Annotated in this window: 16 protein-coding genes and 1 tRNA gene; 5 read left to right on the forward strand and 12 right to left on the reverse strand. The window is 69.5% G+C overall.

What is annotated here, in order from left to right; translation table 11 throughout:
• Positions 1–3: 3 nt before the first annotated feature.
• From CHB84_RS02165 to CHB84_RS02180, 4 genes are all read right to left on the reverse strand, one after another.
• Positions 4–2,304 carry an ATP-binding protein gene (locus CHB84_RS02165; protein ID WP_245818501.1) on the reverse strand — a complete coding sequence of 767 codons (2,301 nt, stop codon included), beginning with the start codon at positions 2,302–2,304 and terminating at the stop codon, positions 4–6.
• A 213-nt stretch (positions 2,305–2,517) separates the two neighbouring features.
• A tRNA-Leu gene (locus tag CHB84_RS02170) sits at positions 2,518–2,591 on the reverse strand.
• An 87-nt stretch (positions 2,592–2,678) separates the two neighbouring features.
• Complete coding sequence (locus tag CHB84_RS02175) at positions 2,679–4,007, reverse strand: NAD(P)/FAD-dependent oxidoreductase (RefSeq protein WP_089299765.1); 1,329 nt, start codon at positions 4,005–4,007, stop codon at positions 2,679–2,681.
• A gap of 70 nt (positions 4,008–4,077) precedes the next feature.
• A complete protein-coding gene (locus tag CHB84_RS02180; protein ID WP_245818502.1) occupies positions 4,078–4,830 on the reverse strand; it encodes a uracil-DNA glycosylase in 753 nt (250 codons plus the stop codon).
• Between the two features lie 119 nt (positions 4,831–4,949).
• On the opposite strand from CHB84_RS02180, the gene CHB84_RS02185 reads away from it, so the two are divergent.
• The 4 genes from CHB84_RS02185 (at position 4,950) to CHB84_RS02200 (ending at position 9,122) form a co-directional block, all read left to right on the forward strand.
• Positions 4,950–6,458, forward strand: coding sequence for a S10 family peptidase (locus CHB84_RS02185; protein WP_089299874.1), 1,509 nt, complete (start codon positions 4,950–4,952; stop codon positions 6,456–6,458).
• A gap of 86 nt (positions 6,459–6,544) precedes the next feature.
• Positions 6,545–7,513 (forward strand): aldo/keto reductase, encoded by a 969-nt coding sequence (locus CHB84_RS02190; RefSeq protein ID WP_425432262.1) that lies wholly within the window; start codon positions 6,545–6,547, stop codon positions 7,511–7,513.
• Positions 7,514–7,648: 135 nt separating this feature from the next.
• Positions 7,649–8,770 carry a hypothetical protein gene (locus tag CHB84_RS02195; RefSeq protein ID WP_089299768.1) on the forward strand — a complete coding sequence of 374 codons (1,122 nt, stop codon included), beginning with the start codon at positions 7,649–7,651 and terminating at the stop codon, positions 8,768–8,770.
• A gap of 16 nt (positions 8,771–8,786) precedes the next feature.
• On the forward strand, positions 8,787–9,122 hold the full coding sequence (locus CHB84_RS02200; protein WP_089299769.1) for a hypothetical protein: 336 nt from the start codon (positions 8,787–8,789) through the stop codon (positions 9,120–9,122).
• Positions 9,123–9,260: 138 nt separating this feature from the next.
• Here CHB84_RS02200 and CHB84_RS02205 read toward each other — a convergent pair whose 3' ends face one another.
• The 5 genes from CHB84_RS02205 to CHB84_RS02225 all read right to left on the reverse strand — a co-directional run bounded on the left by CHB84_RS02205 (position 9,261) and on the right by CHB84_RS02225 (position 13,200).
• Positions 9,261–10,217, reverse strand: coding sequence for a Ppx/GppA phosphatase family protein (locus tag CHB84_RS02205; protein ID WP_089299875.1), 957 nt, complete (start codon positions 10,215–10,217; stop codon positions 9,261–9,263).
• A 29-nt stretch (positions 10,218–10,246) separates the two neighbouring features.
• Positions 10,247–10,753, reverse strand: a complete 507-nt coding sequence (locus CHB84_RS02210; RefSeq protein WP_089299770.1) for a DUF501 domain-containing protein — start codon at positions 10,751–10,753, stop codon at positions 10,247–10,249.
• A gap of 64 nt (positions 10,754–10,817) precedes the next feature.
• Entirely contained in the window at positions 10,818–11,282 is a 465-nt protein-coding gene (locus CHB84_RS02215; RefSeq protein WP_425432263.1) for an FtsB family cell division protein, read from the reverse strand.
• Between the two features lie 6 nt (positions 11,283–11,288).
• The gene (gene eno / locus CHB84_RS02220; protein WP_089299771.1) at positions 11,289–12,575 is read right to left on the reverse strand and encodes a phosphopyruvate hydratase; all 1,287 of its coding nucleotides are present in this window, start codon (positions 12,573–12,575) and stop codon (positions 11,289–11,291) included.
• Between the two features lie 142 nt (positions 12,576–12,717).
• On the reverse strand, positions 12,718–13,200 hold the full coding sequence (locus tag CHB84_RS02225; RefSeq protein WP_089299772.1) for a VOC family protein: 483 nt from the start codon (positions 13,198–13,200) through the stop codon (positions 12,718–12,720).
• Between the two features lie 294 nt (positions 13,201–13,494).
• Between CHB84_RS02225 and CHB84_RS02230 the strand changes: the two genes are divergently transcribed.
• A complete protein-coding gene (locus tag CHB84_RS02230) occupies positions 13,495–13,935 on the forward strand; it encodes a tetratricopeptide repeat protein (RefSeq protein WP_089299773.1) in 441 nt (146 codons plus the stop codon).
• 21 nt (positions 13,936–13,956) lie between these two features.
• On the opposite strand, the gene CHB84_RS02235 is transcribed toward CHB84_RS02230, so the two are convergent.
• The 3 genes from CHB84_RS02235 to CHB84_RS02245 form a co-directional block, all read right to left on the reverse strand.
• Entirely contained in the window at positions 13,957–14,985 is a 1,029-nt protein-coding gene (locus CHB84_RS02235; RefSeq protein WP_089299774.1) for a nucleoside triphosphate pyrophosphohydrolase, read from the reverse strand.
• The gene (locus tag CHB84_RS02240; protein WP_089299775.1) at positions 14,982–15,935 is read right to left on the reverse strand and encodes a SurA N-terminal domain-containing protein; all 954 of its coding nucleotides are present in this window, start codon (positions 15,933–15,935) and stop codon (positions 14,982–14,984) included. Before CHB84_RS02240 ends, CHB84_RS02235 begins: the two co-directional genes overlap by 4 nt.
• A gap of 84 nt (positions 15,936–16,019) precedes the next feature.
• Entirely contained in the window at positions 16,020–17,024 is a 1,005-nt protein-coding gene (locus CHB84_RS02245; protein ID WP_176439746.1) for a DUF3048 domain-containing protein, read from the reverse strand.
• Positions 17,025–17,046 lie beyond the last annotated feature (22 nt).

The following is a 17,046-nucleotide window of genomic DNA, read 5'->3' on the forward strand; positions in this document are numbered from 1 at the left end:
CGTTCAACTCCGCCGGTTCATCGTCACCCATACGGCGATCTGCGCCCGGTTGTTGAAACCGAGCTTGGTGAGTATGTGATCGATGTGGGTCTCCGCGGTCCGCTGCGCGATCACGAGTCGATCGGCGATCGCGCGGTTGGTCAGCCCCTCCGCCACGAGCTCGGCGATCTGCGCCTCGCGCTGCGTCAACGGGTCGTGCGACTGCTCGACGAGCATGTCACCGGCGGATTCCTGCTCGCCGAGCGCGTATGCCACGGCCTCGCCCACCGAGAGCTCGCTGCCGATGGCGAACTCCTTGATGGCCTCGTCCTGGCCGAGCTCCCCGGTGACCATATCGGTGTCCCGCTGCAGCGGTTCGACGAACGCGGCGTAGTGGTTCGGTGAGGCACCCAGCGACTGCCACACGGTGATGGAGGCTCCCAGCAGCCTGGCTGCCATCCGCGGGCGCCCGCTGTGTGCCGCGCACCCGGCCATGACGGTCAGGGCGAATGCGATCAACACCCGGTCGTCCACACGCTGCTGCAGCCGCAGCACTTCAAGACAGGAGTCCGTCGCCTGCCGCAAGTCGCCGCGCAGGTACTCGGCGGCCGCGAGTGACCACAGTGCCCACGATCTCCAGAACAGCTCACCACGATCGGTGAACGCCGCGATGGTCTCGCGCAACACCCTCCTGCCACCGTCGAGGTCCCCGGCCAGGCCAAGCGCGAGACCGTAGTTGAACGTCGACCACAGCTGCGCCCCGAGATCTTCCTGGTCGCGAAACATCGACGCGGCGATCCCGAACAGATCCACGGCCTTCGGCATGTCGTTTCCGATCAATGCCGCGTAGGCGCGCACATGGTGGACGTACGCGCGAGCGAGGTCGTCGTCGACGGCCTCGGCGGCTTCGGCTGCCTTCTCCAGCGCGGTCTCGAACGCGGATGTGTCCCCCTGGACAAGGGCGATGAAGGCGTAGTGCCAGAGCGCGTGCGCGCGGTCGGGAGCGTCCTCCGGCGCGGCGTCCAGAAGCTTGCGGAGCTGGATACGCCCCTCGGTGTTGAGACCCCTGCCGAGCCAGTACTCCTTGCAGGCGAAGATCATGCGCATACCGACGGCGGCCTCCGCGGGATCGCCGGCACAGAAGTCCAGCGCCACCCGCAGGTCGGCGTGCTCCCGGCGGAGCCGGTCGAGCCACCCCGCCTGATCCGGACCGATCCACTGGGCGGCGAAGGCCGCCGTCAGGTCGAAGTACCAATCCCGATGGCGCCTGCGCACGGCCACGTGCTCGCCGGAAGCGCGTAGCCGGTCCTCCCCGTACTGGCGCATCGGTTCCAGCATGCGGTAACGCGCCTCGCCCTGCCGTTCCTCGCGAAGCAGGACGGACTTGTCGAGCAACCCGTCGATCACGTCCAGCACGACATGCCGGTCCAGCCCGTCACCCGAGCACACCGCCTCCGCCGCCTCGAGGCCGAAGCTGCCGGAGAAGACCGAGGACCGCGCCCACAGCAACCGCTCGGGCTCGGTGCAAAGCTGGTAGCTCCAGTCGATCAGCGCACGAAGCGTCTCGTGCCGGTTCGGCCCCCTGCGCCCGACACCGTCGAGCAACGTGAACTGCCTGCTCAACCGATCCGCCAGCTGACCGACCGACAGAGCGCGCAACCGGACGGCAGCAAGTTCGATGGTCAACGGCAGACCTGCGAGCTGGTGACACAACCGGACCACGTCGGCCGCATTGTCCTCGGTGACCTCGAACGGCGGAGCCACCGCGTTCGCACGGTCGACGAGCAACCGCACCGACTCGCACCGCTTCAGGTTCTCGACGGACTCACCGGACTCGGGAACTGCCAGCGGAGGAACAGGAACCACCCGCTCGCCCGGCACCCCGAGCGACTGGCGGCTGGTCGCCAGCACGACCAGGTCGCTGCACCCGGCAAGCAGGTTCTCGACCAACCGTGCGCACGCGTCAACGAGGTGCTCGCAGTTGTCCAGCACCAGCAACAACCGCTTGCGATTCAGCGCCTCGACGACAAGTTCCACAGCCGGACGCGCCGAGCGGTCACCGAGCCCGATCCGGTCCGCCACGGTGTACACCAGCAGCGCGGGGTCACGCAGGTCGGCCAGGCCGACGAAAACCACCCCATCGCGAAATTCCGACCGCGCGCTCGCCGCGACTCGTTGCGCCAGCCTGCTCTTACCGACCCCGCCCGGCCCTGTCAGCGTCACGAGCGGCGTCGCACCGAGCAGGTGCCCGACCTCCTGGAGTTCGGCGTCGCGGCCGATATAGCCGGTCACTTCCGCCGGTAGGGACTCGGCCTCAGCTCGCACGGCAGCCCCACCAGCACCTGTCACCTCATCACCCACCAGTCGCAGCACGCCACAGGCCCGAGCATCTCGTCGCCGCCGTCCACCGGCCGGGCGACAACAGTCAGCCTAACCCGGATGCCGTGGAGCGGCATGGCACCGGAACCGTCCGATGCCCAACGGCAACACCCACGCCGCCGACGGGGTGCTGTCCGGGAAGCCGATACTCACCAACCGTGCCCCCGACCGGACTCGAACCGGCACTGAATCGATTTTAAGTCGACCGCCTCTGCCAATTGGGCCACGGGGGCACTCACGAGCTTATTCGCCGCCGGCAGGAGCGAGGCGCCGGGGCCCGCGCCTGCGGGGTCAGCGTCCCGCAGGCGGGGACGGCAGCCTCAGCTCTGCTGGGACACCCGCGCGAAGTCGGCCTTCGGGTCGTTGATCTGGCCCATCGAGACGACCTCGCGGCGGAACAGGCCGCCGAGCAGCCAGTCCACGGTGATGCGGGCCTTCTTGTTGAACGTCGGCATCCGGCTTACGTGGTAGATGCGGTGCATGCTCCACGCCTTGAAGCCCTTGGCCTTGATGTTGTAGACGTCCGCGACACCCTTGTGCAGCCCGAGGCTGGCAACCGAGCCCGCGTTGGAGTGCGAGTAGTCCTTCGGCTGGTTGCCCCGGAGCGTGCGAAGGATGTTCTTGGTCAGGTGGTGTGCCTGGCGCACGGCGTGCTGGGCGTTCGGCGGGCAGATGGCCGTGGGGTCCTCCGCGGTCTTGGACAGGTCGGGAACGGCCGCGCAGTCACCTGCCGCCCAGACCCCCGGCCTGCCCGCGACCTGCAGCGCCGCGGTGGCCTGCACGCGACCGGACTTGTGCAGCGGCAGGTCCGAGGAGGCGATCACGGGGTTGGCCTTGACACCGGCGGTCCAGATGATCGTGTCACTGTCGAACTCGGTGCCGTCGTCCAGCACGAGGTGGCCCTCTTCCATGGACTTCACCAGCGTCGACAGGTACACCTCGATGCCGCGCTTCTCCAGCTGTTCGACGGTGTAGGCACCGAGGCTCTCCCGCACCTCCGGCAGGATGCGCCCTGCGCCCTCGACGAGCACCCAGCGGATGTCGTCCGGGCTGATGTTGGAGTAGTAGCGGCAGGCGAACTTGGACATGTCCTCCAGCTCGGCCAGCGCCTCGATCCCGGCGAACCCTCCACCGATCACGGTGAAGGTCAGCAACCGCTTCCGCAGCTGGGGATCCAGCGTGCTCGAGGCCTGGTCCATCCGGGAGAGCACATGGTTGCGCAGGTAGATCGCCTCACCGATGGTCTTGAACGCGATGCCCTGCTCGGCCAGCCCCGGCACCGGAAGCAGCCGGGCCACGGAGCCGAGCGCGATCACGAGCACGTCGTAGGACAGTTCCTGGATGTGCCCGTCCGCGGCTTCCACGGTCACCGACTTGCTCTCGTGCTCGATGGAGTTGACGCGAGCCGTGAGCACATGGCAACGCTTCAACGAGCGCCGCAGTGGAACGACCACGTGTCGAGGCTCGATCGCACCAGCAGCCGCCTCCGGAAGGAACGGTTGGTAGGTCATGTGCGGCTGGGGGTCGACGATGGTGACGGAAGCCTCATTGGCGCGAAGCTTGCGCTGTAGACCCAAAGCGGTGTACAGGCCGACGTACCCGCCGCCAAGGATCAGGATGCGGGTCGGCTCCGACTTTCGTGCGCTCATGAATTCATCGTTACACTTCGCGCACTGTGACACGACCCCAGCCCACCCGTCTGTGAGCTAGAACGCCACCTCACCGCAAGTTCGCGGCACGTGCCGCATCGCTGAGCACATCGCGCAACATCGCGGGGGTGAGCCTGCCGGTAAAGGTGTTCTGCTGCGATACGTGGAAGCTGCCGAACACCTGCACCTCACCCGCGCGGGGGTGAGCATGGTCGTCACGGGGCGCGACGACGGCGTGCGCACCGTGCCCGAAGCGCGGTCGTGGCTTCGGCACCTGCCAACCGGTGGCGGCGAGTACCCGCATCACCGACTGCCACCCGAAGCCCCCAAGGGCCACCACCGCACGCAGGTTCGGCGCGAGCAACGTCAGCTCGCGCTCCAGCCACGGCTGGCAGGTGTCCCGCTCGGCCGGGGTCGGCTTGTTGTCCGGCGGAGCGCAGCGCACCGGCGCCGTGATCCGGGTGCCGTACAGCGCGAGCCCGTCGCCCGGATACGTCGACCGCGCCTGCGAGGCAAGGCCCACCTCGTGCAGCGCCGCGTAGAGCACGTCGCCCGAGCGGTCGCCGGTGAACATGCGGCCCGTGCGGTTGGCCCCGTGGGCCGCGGGCGCCAACCCGACGATGACCAGCGCCGCGTCGGCGGGACCGAACCCGGGTACCGGCCTGCCCCAGTACTCCTGGTCGGCGAAGGCAGCGCGCTTGTCCCGCGCTACCTGCTCTCGCCAGGCCACCAGGCGGTCGCACGCACGGCAGCCGGTGACGGCCTCGTCCAGCCCGGCGATGGTGGCCGCCTCGGCGGGCTCCTGAGCGCGACGGTCAGACACGCCTGCCATTGTGGCGCACCGCCGGCACCGCAGGTGGGGCGAGCCGAGGGACCTCTTCGGTGCATATGTGGTACCCGAGGAGTCCTTCGGCTCGTCCCCCAACCGCTATGGTCGGCCGCATGACATCCACATCCTCGGACGATGCCGGGAAGACCCCCGGCGACGGCACGGCACGGGACGACCGCAGCGACACCCCTCCGGCTCCCACAGATGACCTGGTCACCACGCAGCACACCTTGGCGACGCGGGAGAGCACCCTGCACTACACCGCCCAGACCGGGCGCATGGTGCTCCGCGAGGAACAGGTCACCGACGAGACCTTCGACGGGCACATCCCCAAGGCCGAGGTCTTCCTCACCGCCTACACTCTGGACGGCGCCGACCCGGAGCACCGGCCGGTCACGTTCGCCTTCAACGGCGGCCCCGGCTCGTCCAGCGTGTGGCTGCACCTGGGCGTACTCGGGCCGCGCCTGGCGGTCTCCGGCGACGTCGGCGCGCCGGAACCACCGCCCTACGGGCTGACCGACAACGCCGAATCGCTTCTCGAGCACAGTGACCTCGTGTTCATCGACCCGGTCTCCACCGGGTACTCGCGAGCCGCCCAGGGCAAGAAGCCGAAGGAGTACCACGGCTTCACCGCCGACATCGCCTCCGTCGGCGAGATCATCCGCCTCTGGGTGACCCGGAACGGGCGCTGGCTGTCCCCGAAGTTCCTCGCAGGCGAGTCGTACGGGACCGTACGCGCCGCCGGGCTGGCCGAGCACCTGCAGACCAAGTACGGCATGTACCTCAACGGGCTGATGCTGCTGTCCTCGGTCGTCGACTTCGGCACCCAGTTCTTCACCGAGGGCAACGACCTCGCCTACGCGCTCTACGTGCCCACCTACGCCGCGATCGCCCACTACCACGGTCTCCACCCGGATCGCGAGCTCGCCGAGCTGCTCGCCGAGGCCGAGGAGTTCGCCTCCGGCGACTACCTGTGGGCGCTGGCGCGGGGCTCGCGACTGACCACCGAGCAGCGCGCCGACATCGCCGCCCGGCTCGCCCGGCTGACCGGGCTGTCCACGGACTACACCGAGCGCGTGAACCTGCGGGTCGAGCACCTGCGCTTCTTCACCGAGCTGCTGCGGCACCGCAGGCTCGTCGTCGGCAGGCTGGACTCGCGGTTCACCGGCGCCGAGGCGGACTACGGGCTGGAGCGGATGTCCAGCGACCCGTCGTTCTCGGCGATCTACGGACCCTACGCCGCGGCGCTGAACCACTACGTACGCGCCGAGCTCGGCTACGAGAACGACCTGCCGTACGAGATCCTGAGCTTCGGGGTGAACTCCTCTTGGTCCTACTCCGAGTTCGAGAACTCCCATGTCACCGTGTCGGACAAGCTGTCGGCCGCGATGCGTGCGAATCCACACATGAAGCTGCATGTCGCGTTCGGCTACTACGACGGGGCCACGCCGTACTACGCGGCCGAGCACGCGCTGGCCCACCTGGCTGTGCCGGACGAACTGCTGGACAACATCTCGCGCGCCTACTACCCGGCCGGCCACATGATGTACGTGCACGAGCCGTCCCGGCTGCAGCAGTCGGCGGACTTGAAGGAGTTCGTACGGAGCAGCTCGAACAGGTAGGCGGCACACGTACCGCGGCTGTGACGTACTCGATCCGCCTCCGGGGTGCGTACGCCACGCAGGAGTGCTGTGCTGGAGGTATGCAGATGACGAGATTGGGCAGAAGTGGTCTGGACGTGTCCCGTATCGCCTTCGGCACCTGGCAGGTCGGCGGGGACTGGGGAGACTTCGACTCGGAGTCGGCGATCGCCGCGATCCGCCGCGCTCACGATCTCGGCGTCAACTTCTTCGACACCGCCCAGGCCTACGGGTTCGGCACCGCCGAGCAGCTGCTGTCCCGGGCTCTCGGCACCGAGCTCAAGCGGAACCGGGAAAGCATCGTGATCGCGACGAAGGGCGGCATCAACCCCGGTACCGACCGGCCACGCGATGCCAGCAGGTCGTGGCTCCGGCACGGTGTCGAGGAGAGCCTGCGCCACCTGGACGTCGACTACATCGACCTGTACCAGGTGCACTGGCCCGACTCGGCCACGCCGGCCGAGGAGACCGCGAACGCGCTGCAGGAGCTGGTCGACGAGGGCAAGATCCGCCACGTCGGCGTGTCGAACTACACCGCGGCCCAGCTGGCCGAGTTCGACGCGATACGCCCCGTTGAGACCTTGCAGCCGCCGTACCACCTGCTGCGGCGCTCGGTCGAGCAGGACTCGCTCGCGTACGCGCGCGAGCACGACATCGGGGTGCTCGCCTACAGCGTGCTCGGCAGCGGGCTGCTCACCGGAACGCTCAGCCAGCAGAGCACGTTCGCCCCTGGCGACTGGCGTTCGCACGCCAGCGCGTTCCGGGGCGAGAGCCTGCGCCGCAACCTGGAGGTCGTCGACGAGCTGGCCTCGTTCGCCGCCTCGAAGAACGCCTCGGTCAGCCAGCTGGCGATCGCGTGGACCCTCGCCCAGCCCGGCGTGCACGTGGCCATCGTCGGCGCGCGCAGGCCCGGCACGATCGAGGCCAGCATCGCCGGGGTGGATGTGCAGCTCAGCGAAGAGGACCTCGCCGAGATCGAGCGGATCACCGCACCCGGTGTGCCGGTCGGCGGCGCCACCCCGGAAGGCATCGAGTAGGAACTCGATACGAGGTTTCTGCCCGAACGCCTGCGGGCAACGGTCGGTGCAGGCTACCGTTGGCGTGGATCACCACGGCAGGCCGCGACACGCGTGGTGTGCGAGCAGCGCTGACCGGGCAAGGAGGCAGGGACGTTGTCGTTCGAGTTCGACATCGACTCGGCGATCGGATTTCGCGCAACGCTGGGCGAGCTCGGCGAGGACGTGTCCGAAGGGAAGCGTTACATCGCACGACACGCGGACTTCGGGATCGCAGGTACCGGCATCATCAACTCGTTCCGGTCGGGCCACAGCGCGGCTTCGGGCGCGGTGGAGAGCCAGCTCGACCACATCCACGAGTACCTTACCTCCACGCTGTCCGAGTTCATGGGCGAGGTTTTCGCCGTGTACCGGAGCGAGGAGGAATCTGTCCAATCTCGACTCCGGGCGCTGGAGGGGGAGTTCGGTGCCGAATCCGGCATGATGAACGAGCGCCGGGACGCCACCGACTACAGCCCGGACACGGGAACGACCGCGACCGGCTACGTCCGCGAGACCGAGCCCGCGGAGAGCCTGAAGGACGTGGAAGCCGGCAGCGACAGCGTCTACTCGCGCCCCGAGCCCGGCAGCGTGCTGGAGTACTTCAGCGTCACCTACGTCATCCGCTCGATCATCACGATGTGCGGGTTCTCCGACCCGTTCGACTGGCTCGGCGTCAAGCTCGCGGGCGACTGGGACAAGTTCACCGAGTACAGCATGGCGCTGGAGAATCTCGCGGACTGCATCGACGGTGTCGCGTCCAACCTGCGGCGGCACGTCGACCAGCTCGAGGAATCATGGACAGGTAACGCGTACGCCGCATGCAACGTCGCGATCTACGACATCGCCAACCAGCTGCAACAAGGTACCGCTGAGCCGTTGCGCGAGCTCGCGGGCCACTACGAGGAAGCCGCGCAGATAGCGATCGATGCGTATCACGCGCTGGAACCCTCCATGGGCATCATCGCCGATGCCGCCACCGGAATCGGCATGTTCGCCGCCATCACCAAGGGTGTGAAGAAGCTCGTCGACGACCTGGGCGAGGCGATCGACGAGGTCATCGGGGTGACGACGGAGGCAGAAGCTCTCGCCAAGACGCAGAACACGAAGTTCATCGAGATCGAGCTCGTACCGCTGGACCGGCTCACCGGCCCCACAGGATCGGACCGGGCGGACAATCTCGAGATCCTGACCGAGGACGGCCTTCCCATGGTCCTCGAGAAGTACGAGAGGCAGTAACGGTGGGTTCGACACGATGAAGATCGATGCACTACGTCAGCGCATCAACGACGCGTTCGGCGAGCTGACCCGCTCCGGCAGGCCGGAGGTCCGGGAGATCGCCGAAGAGGTCGTCAATGGTCGCCGGAGGCCGAGCGAGTTCCTGCACAGCACCGCTTACTCCGAGTTCTTCCACGAGTGTCTGTCCACGCTGGAGAACATGGACCCTGCCGAGCGAGAGGCACTGCTGAACACCGACGGGGACCTCACCGGGCAGCCGGATACCGGCGCTGCCGACACTGACGACCGGTCGCGCGATGCGGACGAGGACGACGAGGACGACGACTTCTTCCAGCGAAGCTTCCTACGTTGACCGAGTGATCCCGATCAGTCCCGACTGTCACCGTATGACTGTATTGAGCCACCCCCCGGCACGCGCCGGAAGGAGCCCAAGGTGACCTCGGTTCCGTAGAAGGAGCCAAACGTGACATTGGGCTCCCACCCCGCTGGGTTAGTCGGCGAGGGACAGGGCGATGCCGTCGAGGATGTCGTGCTCGCTGACGACGAGGGTGTCCGGGCCGCCGCGGGCGGCGAGCTCCTCGGCGAGTACCTGCACGATCAGTGAACCGCCGCCCATGACGTCCACCCTGCCCGGATGGATCACCGGGTTGGCCGCGCGCTCGTCGTGTCCGGCGGACAGCAGCCAGCTCGTCGTGCGCTCGATCTCCGCGGGACCGAGCACCGCCAGGTGCGTGCGTTCGGAGTCGTACTCGGGAAGCTCCTGCGCGATCGCGGACATCGTGGTCACGGTCCCCGCGACGCCGATCCAGGTCCGCGCGGCGGACACGTCGACCGCGTCGAAGGCCTCCGCGAGCACCTCCGCGGCCAGCCTCCGCGCCTCGGCGACCTCCTCGGCGGTCGGCGGGTCCGACGGCAGCGCGCGTTCGGTGATGCGCACGCACCCGATGTCCACCGAGCACGACGCCCGCACGTGCGCCGTCCGTCCGTCCCAGTCACCGAGCACGAGCTCGGTGGAGCCGCCGCCGACGTCGACGACCAGGAACGGCCCGTCGTCCGGGTCGAGCTCGGCCACCGCTCCCGCGAAGGACAGCTGCGCCTCGGCCTCACCGGTGATGACCTCGGCCCGCACCCCCAGGATCCGCTCGGTCATGTCGAAGAACTCGGCGGTGTTGCTGGCGTCCCTCGTCGCCGAGGTCGCCACCATCCGCACACGCTCGGCACCCTTGCGCCGTGCGGCGTGCGTGTAGTCGGCAAGGGCCGCCCGCGTGCGTTCCAGCGCCTCCGGCGCGAGCCTGCCGGTGGCGTCCACATCCTGCCCCAGCCGCACGACCCGCATCTCCCTGTGCAGGTCCCGCAACGTCACGGTGCTGTCGTGGTTGGGCATCAGCTCGGCAGCCAGGAAGCGGATGGAGTTCGTCCCACAGTCGATCGCGGCAACCCTCGTCATGCCGTTCAGCGTATCCGCCGCGCGTACCGCTACCCCGCGCACTCCCCCTGCGGCCAGCTACCGTCCAGCAGGTCGAGCGTCTCGTCCCCGATCGGGTTGACCCCGGAGCCGGCCGCGAGAGTATGCGCCAGATGGACGTGCAGACACTTCACCCTGTCCGGCATACCGCCCGCGGTGACCTCGTGGCCGAGCGGCTCGATCGCGTCGCGCTCGGCGAGGTACGACTCGTGCGCGCGCCGGTACCGGCCGGCCAGGTCGGTGTCGTGCGCGAGGCGCTCGGTCATCTCGCGCATCACCCCCGATGCCTCGAGCGAGCCGACCAGGGAGCCCAGCCGGGGACACGTCAGGTAGTACAGCGTGGGGAACGGCGTGCCGTTCTCCAGCCTCGGGTTGGTCTGCACCACGGCCGGATGGCCGCTCGGGCAGCGCGCCGCTACCGCCCGCAACGCGCGCGGCGGCCTGCCCAGCTGCTCGGCGACCACCGCCCGGTCGTTCTCGGTGACCGGTTCGAGCCCGGCGCCGTCCCGTCCATGCACAGCGATCAGCCTATCGGCCCGCCGCGGGGCACGACCGGCCGACCACCCGCGCGACGGTCGTACGTCACTCCGTGACGCCTGCCCACACGCGCTCGTACCAGGCCCCGTCCGAGGCACCGTCCTCGCCGCCGTGCCCGTCGCCGACGTCGGCGGAGTCCTCGGGCAGCTGAACGATGTAGGGGGTCTCTCCCGGCATCACGTACCGCAGCCGCGCCCGGGCCTCGGCCTCCACCTGAACGGGATCCTCCAGCTCGGCCTTGCGCTCCTCGAGCCGCTCGATCTCGGCCTCCAGCCGGCGCTGGCGCTCCTCCTCCTGGGAGACCTCCGCCTGCTGGGCGAGGTAGGTGCGCAGCGGCACGGCGAGCGTGAACGCCAGGGTGCACAGCACGATCGCCACCACAGCGGCGCGCCGCGTGGTGGACAGCCCGAGAGAGCGCATCGCGCCGGCGACCCGCGCGGCCCCGCCCCGGCGGACGCGCACCGGGCGGCGCGTCCTGCCGGTCCGGCGCGGCCTACTCTCGCCGGGCACCGCCGGTCACCCCTCGTGACCGAACCGGGGGAAGGCGATGTCACCCGCGTACCGGGCGGCGTCGCCGAGGTTCTCCTCGATGCGCAGCAGCTGGTTGTACTTGGCGACCCGCTCGCTGCGTGCCGGTGCGCCGGTCTTGATCTGTCCGGCTCCCGTGGCCACCGCGAGATCGGCGATCGTGGTGTCTTCCGTCTCCCCGGAGCGGTGGCTGATCATGCTCTTGTACCCGTACGAGCCCGCCAGCGTCACAGCGTCCATGGTCTCCGACAGCGTCCCGATCTGGTTGACCTTCACCAGCAGCGCGTTGCCTGCCCCACGGTTGATGCCTTCCTCGAGCCGCTCCGGGTTGGTGACGAACAGGTCGTCGCCCACGAGCTGGACCCTGCCACCGAGCTTGCTCGTCAGCTCGGTCCAGCCGTCCCAGTCGTCCTCGGACAGCGGGTCCTCGATCGACACCAGCGGGTAGGCCTCGAGCAGCTCGGCGTAGTACGACGTGAGCTCTGCCGCGGAGCGGGTGGTGCCCTCGAATGTGTACCGGCCGTCGGAGAAGAACTCGGTGGCCGCGACGTCCAGCGCCAGTGCCACGTCCCGGCCCGGCGCGTAACCCGCCTTCTCGATGGCCTGCATGATCAGGTCGAGAGCCTCGCGGTTGCTCGACAGGCTCGGGGCGAAGCCGCCCTCGTCGCCGAGACCCGTGCTCAGGCCGCGACCCTTGAGAACCGACTTCAGCGCCTGGTACACCTCGGCACCCCAGCGCAGCGCGTCACGGAAGGAGTCGGCCCCGATCGGGGCGATCATGAACTCCTGGATGTCCACGTCGGTGTCGGCGTGCGCACCGCCGTTGAGGATGTTCATCATCGGCACCGGCAGCACGTGCGCGTTGGGCCCGCCGAGGTAGCGGAACAGCTCCAGCTCGGCGGAGGATGCCGCCGCCCGCGCCACAGCCAGCGATGCACCGAGGATGGCGTTGGCTCCGAGCCGCGACTTGTCCGGCGTCCCGTCCAGGTCGACAAGCTTCTGGTCGACGACGCGCTGGTCCACCGCCTCGACGCCGGCGAGCTCGTCGTTGATCTCGCCGATCACCCCGGCGACGGCCCGCTTGACTCCCTTGCCGCCGTAGCGTGCGGTGTCCCCGTCGCGCAGTTCGACCGCCTCGTACTCCCCGGTGGAAGCACCGGAGGGTACCGCTGCCCGGGACAGGGACCCGTCGTCCAGCGCGACCTCCACCTCCACGGTGGGATTCCCACGCGAGTCCAGGATCTCCCGTGCGCCTACCTGCTCGATGACCGCCACGCCAAACTCCTCAATACCGTCCGAAACCGTGTCGTTCGTACTCGCGCCCGCTGGGCCGCACGCCCGCGGCCCCTTTAGCCTATCGGGTGTACGAGGTCACCCGTGCGAGGCACGCGGCCACCGCAGGAGCACCAGCGCCGGTTCAGTCCGACCTGATCTCCTGCCACCCCGACGGTAGCTCCACGGTATCCGAGGTGTGCTGCCAGAAGGTCCAGCTGTTGCCACCGATGTCCTGAATGGTGAAGATGCGTGCCCCGTACGGCTGATCTTGCGGCCGCGAGACCTCGATGTGTCCCAGCGCCTGCTGCACCCGCTCGTGCTGGGCGTCGACGTCGTCGACGTAGACGATGTTGAGCTGGCCGACCGGCCCGCTGACACCCTTGGCCTCCCAGTAGTCGGCTCCGACCCCGGCCAGCTCGATCTCCGCGTCGCCTGCCGCGATCGTCGCCTGGAACACGAACCCCGCGGAGTCGACGTAGCGTACCCGCTCGGTGAAGCCGAACACCCTGATCAGCCACTCCAGTGCCTCGCCGGCATCCGCGTAGTACAGGTACGGCGCCAGCCCGCGGAAGGACACCTCCGCAGGTACCTTCCAGCCGGCTTCGTCGTTGCTCGCGTCGCTCATAGCTTCAGTCCACACATCTCGCCGGTGATTCGTTGCCGGTTGTTCCGGTCACTGCGCCGCACCTCGCCGGAGGCAGGCACAGTGCCCGCGTTCGCCGTAGTCCGGCGGCAGGAACCTCGGGGTCACCCGAGTTCGCGTGATCCGACCGGGACACTACCGCCTCGTTCCTGGTGACCCGACGCGGACCAGCACTCCCGAGCAACGGGTGACCCGTCGGGGACCAACACCTCCGAAGTCAACCATGATGCAGACCTGTCGTGTGGAGCGGTACACACGGGTACCGTCGAGGGCGCTATGGATCAGCACGACGTGCCGGGTGATGCGGGAGAGCAGCAACCGCCGGGGGCGTGCGTGACCGGTGACGGGCAGTCCCACGCCGCCGCGTTCCGGCGCGCCGAGTCCTTGCTCGAGCAGCGCCGCCCCAGGGAAGCTCTCGCCGAGCTGGCTCCGGTACTCGCCGAGGAACCGGACAAACCGAGCGTGCAGCTGGTGGCGGGCCTCGCCTACTTCCGTTCCGCCCAGTTACGCAAGGCCGAGCAGGCTTTCGCCCGGCTCGTCGAGCACGACCCTTCGGACGACTACGCGCGTTTCGCGCTCGGCAAGACGATGCAGCGGCTCGGCAAGCTCGCCGAGGCGCTCGGGCACCTCAAGCTGGCATCGGCGATGAACCCGCTCCCGCACTACCAGGAAGCGCTGGGTGAGGTCAGCGCCCGGCTGGCCGTACTGCGGGACTGACGACGGCCCCTGCCGGTACGTTCAGCCCGGCACGCCGGGCCAGAAGCGACGCCAGCCCGCCTCGTCCAGCGTCGCAGGGTCGATGCCTGCCTCCCGCGCGGACGACTCCGCGGCGCGCATGTCGGCGAGGAACCGCTTGGCCACCACGCGCAGCGCGTCCTCGGGGTCCTCACCGGCACGTTTGGCCCGCGCGGCGATATCGAACAGCGCGGCACCCGTACCCTCCGGCGCAGGCAGCAGCTCCTCCGGAACACCGGCTCGTGCGCTGCGCTGGGCCAGCTTGGCTGCCAGCGCGACCGCGGGCTGGCCGAGCGCCACCCCGTCGACAGCGGACTCCCTGCCCTTCTCGGTCCGCTTGAGCTCCTCCCAGCGCACCTGCTGCCGCTCGGCCGTGTGCCCCGACTCGGCCCCGGCACTTCCGGTGAACACATGCGGGTGCCTGCTGACGAGCTTGGTCACCAGGTCCGCGGCGACCGCATCGATGTCGAACGGATCCGTGTCGTGCTCGGCGGCCAGCCGCGCGTGGAACAGCACCTGCAGCAGGACGTCGCCGAGCTCCTCGCGCAGCGACTCCCGATCGCCCGTCTCGATGGCCTCCAGCAGCTCGTAGGTCTCCTCCACGAGGTACTGCCGCAGCGACTCGTGTGTCTGGATGCCGTCCCACGGGCACCCGCCCGGCGAGCGCAGCCGGTCCATCACGCGCACGGCTTCGAGCAGCGGCGGCACCTCCGCGCCGATCACGTCGGCTGCCGCGTCGGCGAGCGCCCGTGCTGCCGGGTCGGCGGCGTCGGTCGTCAACAGGACCACGGGCTCGGCCCGCGCCAGGTCGCACAGCCGCGCCGCCTCCGGCGCGGGCAGCGCGTCCGCGGCCCGCGCGAGGTCCTCCGGAAGGTTCTGGGCGGCGTACACCGCAGCCGCGGCGCGCAACGCGGGTACGGCCCCGGCGGGTAACGACGCGCCGGGCGCCGGGGCGCACAGCACCACCGCCGTTCCGGGAGCGACTCCAGGGCCGCTCACCGTGGAGACACCGGCGGCTGCTGGACGGTTCATGGCTCGACGTCACGTGCCGGGATCAGTTCACCGACCGTGTGGTCCTCGCTCTCGGCGATGTCCACGCCCGCGGGATCCCAGACCCCGTAACGCGGGTTGACCTCGACACCGAGCTCATCGGCGATCGGAGCGAGCATGCGTATCCCGAGGCTGTAGAGCATCTGCGGGTCGGCCTGCGCACTCCCCGCATCGCCCTCGCCTCCGTCGACGTCGCGCTCGGTGACCAGGGCGACCAGCCACACCGGCTGCTGGCTGCTCGGCTGGATCACGGCGACCGTGCCGGGCTCGGCACTGAACAGGGCACTCGCGGCGAGCTCCATCGCCCCTTGCTCGATCAGATCGCCGGGGGTGAAGGTCTCGTCGATGACGGGTTGCCCTTCCCGCTCGATGATCTCGTTCGCCCGTCCCGGCTCATCCGCGATCTCCTGGCCGAGCGCCACGGCCTGCTCACGCATGGGGTCCTCGGGGGAGTCGGCCGCGACCTCGGCGCCGACGACGTCGACCGACACGCGGTCGATGTAGCGCTCGCCGAGCTCCTGCAGCAGCACGATGTCGGTGGCGAACCGCTCGATGTACTCCGGGGGGATCCCGACAGCCGCGGGAGCCTCGTCTACCCCGCCCCAGGATTCGAGAATCTCGTCGACGTCTTCCCGCTCGGCCGAGAGCCCTTCACGTTCGGCGGCCACGCCGAGCAGCTCGTGATGGATGTGCGCCCGCAGTACGTGGCGGGAGAACTGCCCGAGGCCGTCCTGCTCCTCGGCCTGACGCGCCTCCGGCATGTTGTGCAGCAGCCAGTTCACGTCCTGCTGCACCTGTTCGAGGGAGATCGTCTCGTCCCCGACGATCGCCGCCGACGAGGCCTTGCTCGGGCCACTGACGCATCCGGCGAGCAGCAGCACGGACGAGACGAGCACGATGATCGGTGCGAAGCGACGAATGATCCAGCCCACAGCGGTAGCTTCTCATAGCGGCGGCGGCGCCCGGCCAGCGGGCCGCAGGCCCCGACACGGGGTGCCGGGTTGCCGGACACGGGGTTACCGGGGGACCAGCAGGACCCAGAGCTTGCCGTCCTCCGCGTACGGGATCTCCTCGCCGTCCGTAGTGGTCAGCTCCATACCCTCGTCCATAGCCGCACGGGACCACTCGCCGTCGAACCTGCGGCCGTCGCGCAGCACCTGCGCCTCGCCCGAGCCGACCGTCCGCGCCACCGGCGACAGCGCGCCCGTCGAGTCGGTGATTCCCAGGCCCTCCGCGATCGGCACCCGCAGCACGACGACGGTGCCGGCGTCGAGCCGCCCGGACTCGGCGGTGGTGAGCGGGCTCCCGCCGCGCGCGACGAGCCACCGTTGCCGGTCGCCGGACCAGGAGAACTCGTACGACGCGCTCCGGTAGCTCACCCGGTAGCTCCCTGTCGGCTCACCCCCGTCCGGGGCAGGGCCGGTCGCGAACGGCTCGTCGACGGCAGGGGTGGCGGGCAACCGGCCGGGCCGGGCGTACAGGTTGTGCGGGCTCGGCCGGGAGCTGTCCCGGTAGAAGCCCCCTGGCGCGTTGCCGGGCGTCACCGAGCGGAACCCGGCCGCGTTCAACGACGGGCGCAGCTGCGACGCCGAGCCCGAGTACGCCAGCACCGGATCCTCGAACTGGCCGAGCAGCTCGATGTCGGTCTCGCGGGCACTGCGCACCGGGCCGAGGGCGCCGGGGCGCTGTCCCCAGTGCACCGCGAGCATGCGCGTCAGCCCGCCCTCGACCGGCTCGACGAACATCGCGTCGGCCGAGGCCAGCCCCCGGTACCGGACCGCGCTGCTGCCCGCGTCGATCTTCGTCACCAGCGCGGGCGGGAACAGCTCCGGTGCGGGAGCGCGTTCCGGCTCGGGTTCCGGTTCCGGTGGCGGCGGGTGCTCGGCGGTCGCCGGCGGCGCCTCCCGCTCGGCTGCCTGCTGTTGCGCACCGTCCCGGACCAACCACACCCCGAGCGCGACGACGCCGACCACGCCCGCTGCCGCGAGCAGGGCGATGAGTGTCTCGAGCGGTTTCCTCAACACATCACCATTCATACGGCAC

This window comes from Haloechinothrix alba (assembly GCF_900188115.1).
GTDB lineage: Bacteria > Actinomycetota > Actinomycetes > Mycobacteriales > Pseudonocardiaceae > Haloechinothrix > Haloechinothrix alba.

What these genes read in the sequence shown, in the direction of transcription:
- CHB84_RS02225 (WP_089299772.1), bottom strand. Translation starts at nt 13,200, where the DNA reads ATGAGCGACGCGAGCAACGACGAAGCCGGCTGGAAGGTACCTGCGGAG.
- CHB84_RS02230 (WP_089299773.1), top strand. Translation starts at nt 13,495, where the DNA reads ATGGATCAGCACGACGTGCCGGGTGATGCGGGAGAGCAGCAACCGCCG.
- CHB84_RS02235 (WP_089299774.1), bottom strand. Translation starts at nt 14,985, where the DNA reads ATGAACCGTCCAGCAGCCGCCGGTGTCTCCACGGTGAGCGGCCCTGGA.
- CHB84_RS02200 (WP_089299769.1), top strand. Translation starts at nt 8,787, where the DNA reads ATGAAGATCGATGCACTACGTCAGCGCATCAACGACGCGTTCGGCGAG.
- CHB84_RS02175 (WP_089299765.1), bottom strand. Translation starts at nt 4,007, where the DNA reads ATGAGCGCACGAAAGTCGGAGCCGACCCGCATCCTGATCCTTGGCGGC.
- CHB84_RS02185 (WP_089299874.1), top strand. Translation starts at nt 4,950, where the DNA reads ATGACATCCACATCCTCGGACGATGCCGGGAAGACCCCCGGCGACGGC.
- CHB84_RS02190 (WP_425432262.1), top strand. Translation starts at nt 6,545, where the DNA reads ATGACGAGATTGGGCAGAAGTGGTCTGGACGTGTCCCGTATCGCCTTC.
- CHB84_RS02205 (WP_089299875.1), bottom strand. Translation starts at nt 10,217, where the DNA reads ATGACGAGGGTTGCCGCGATCGACTGTGGGACGAACTCCATCCGCTTC.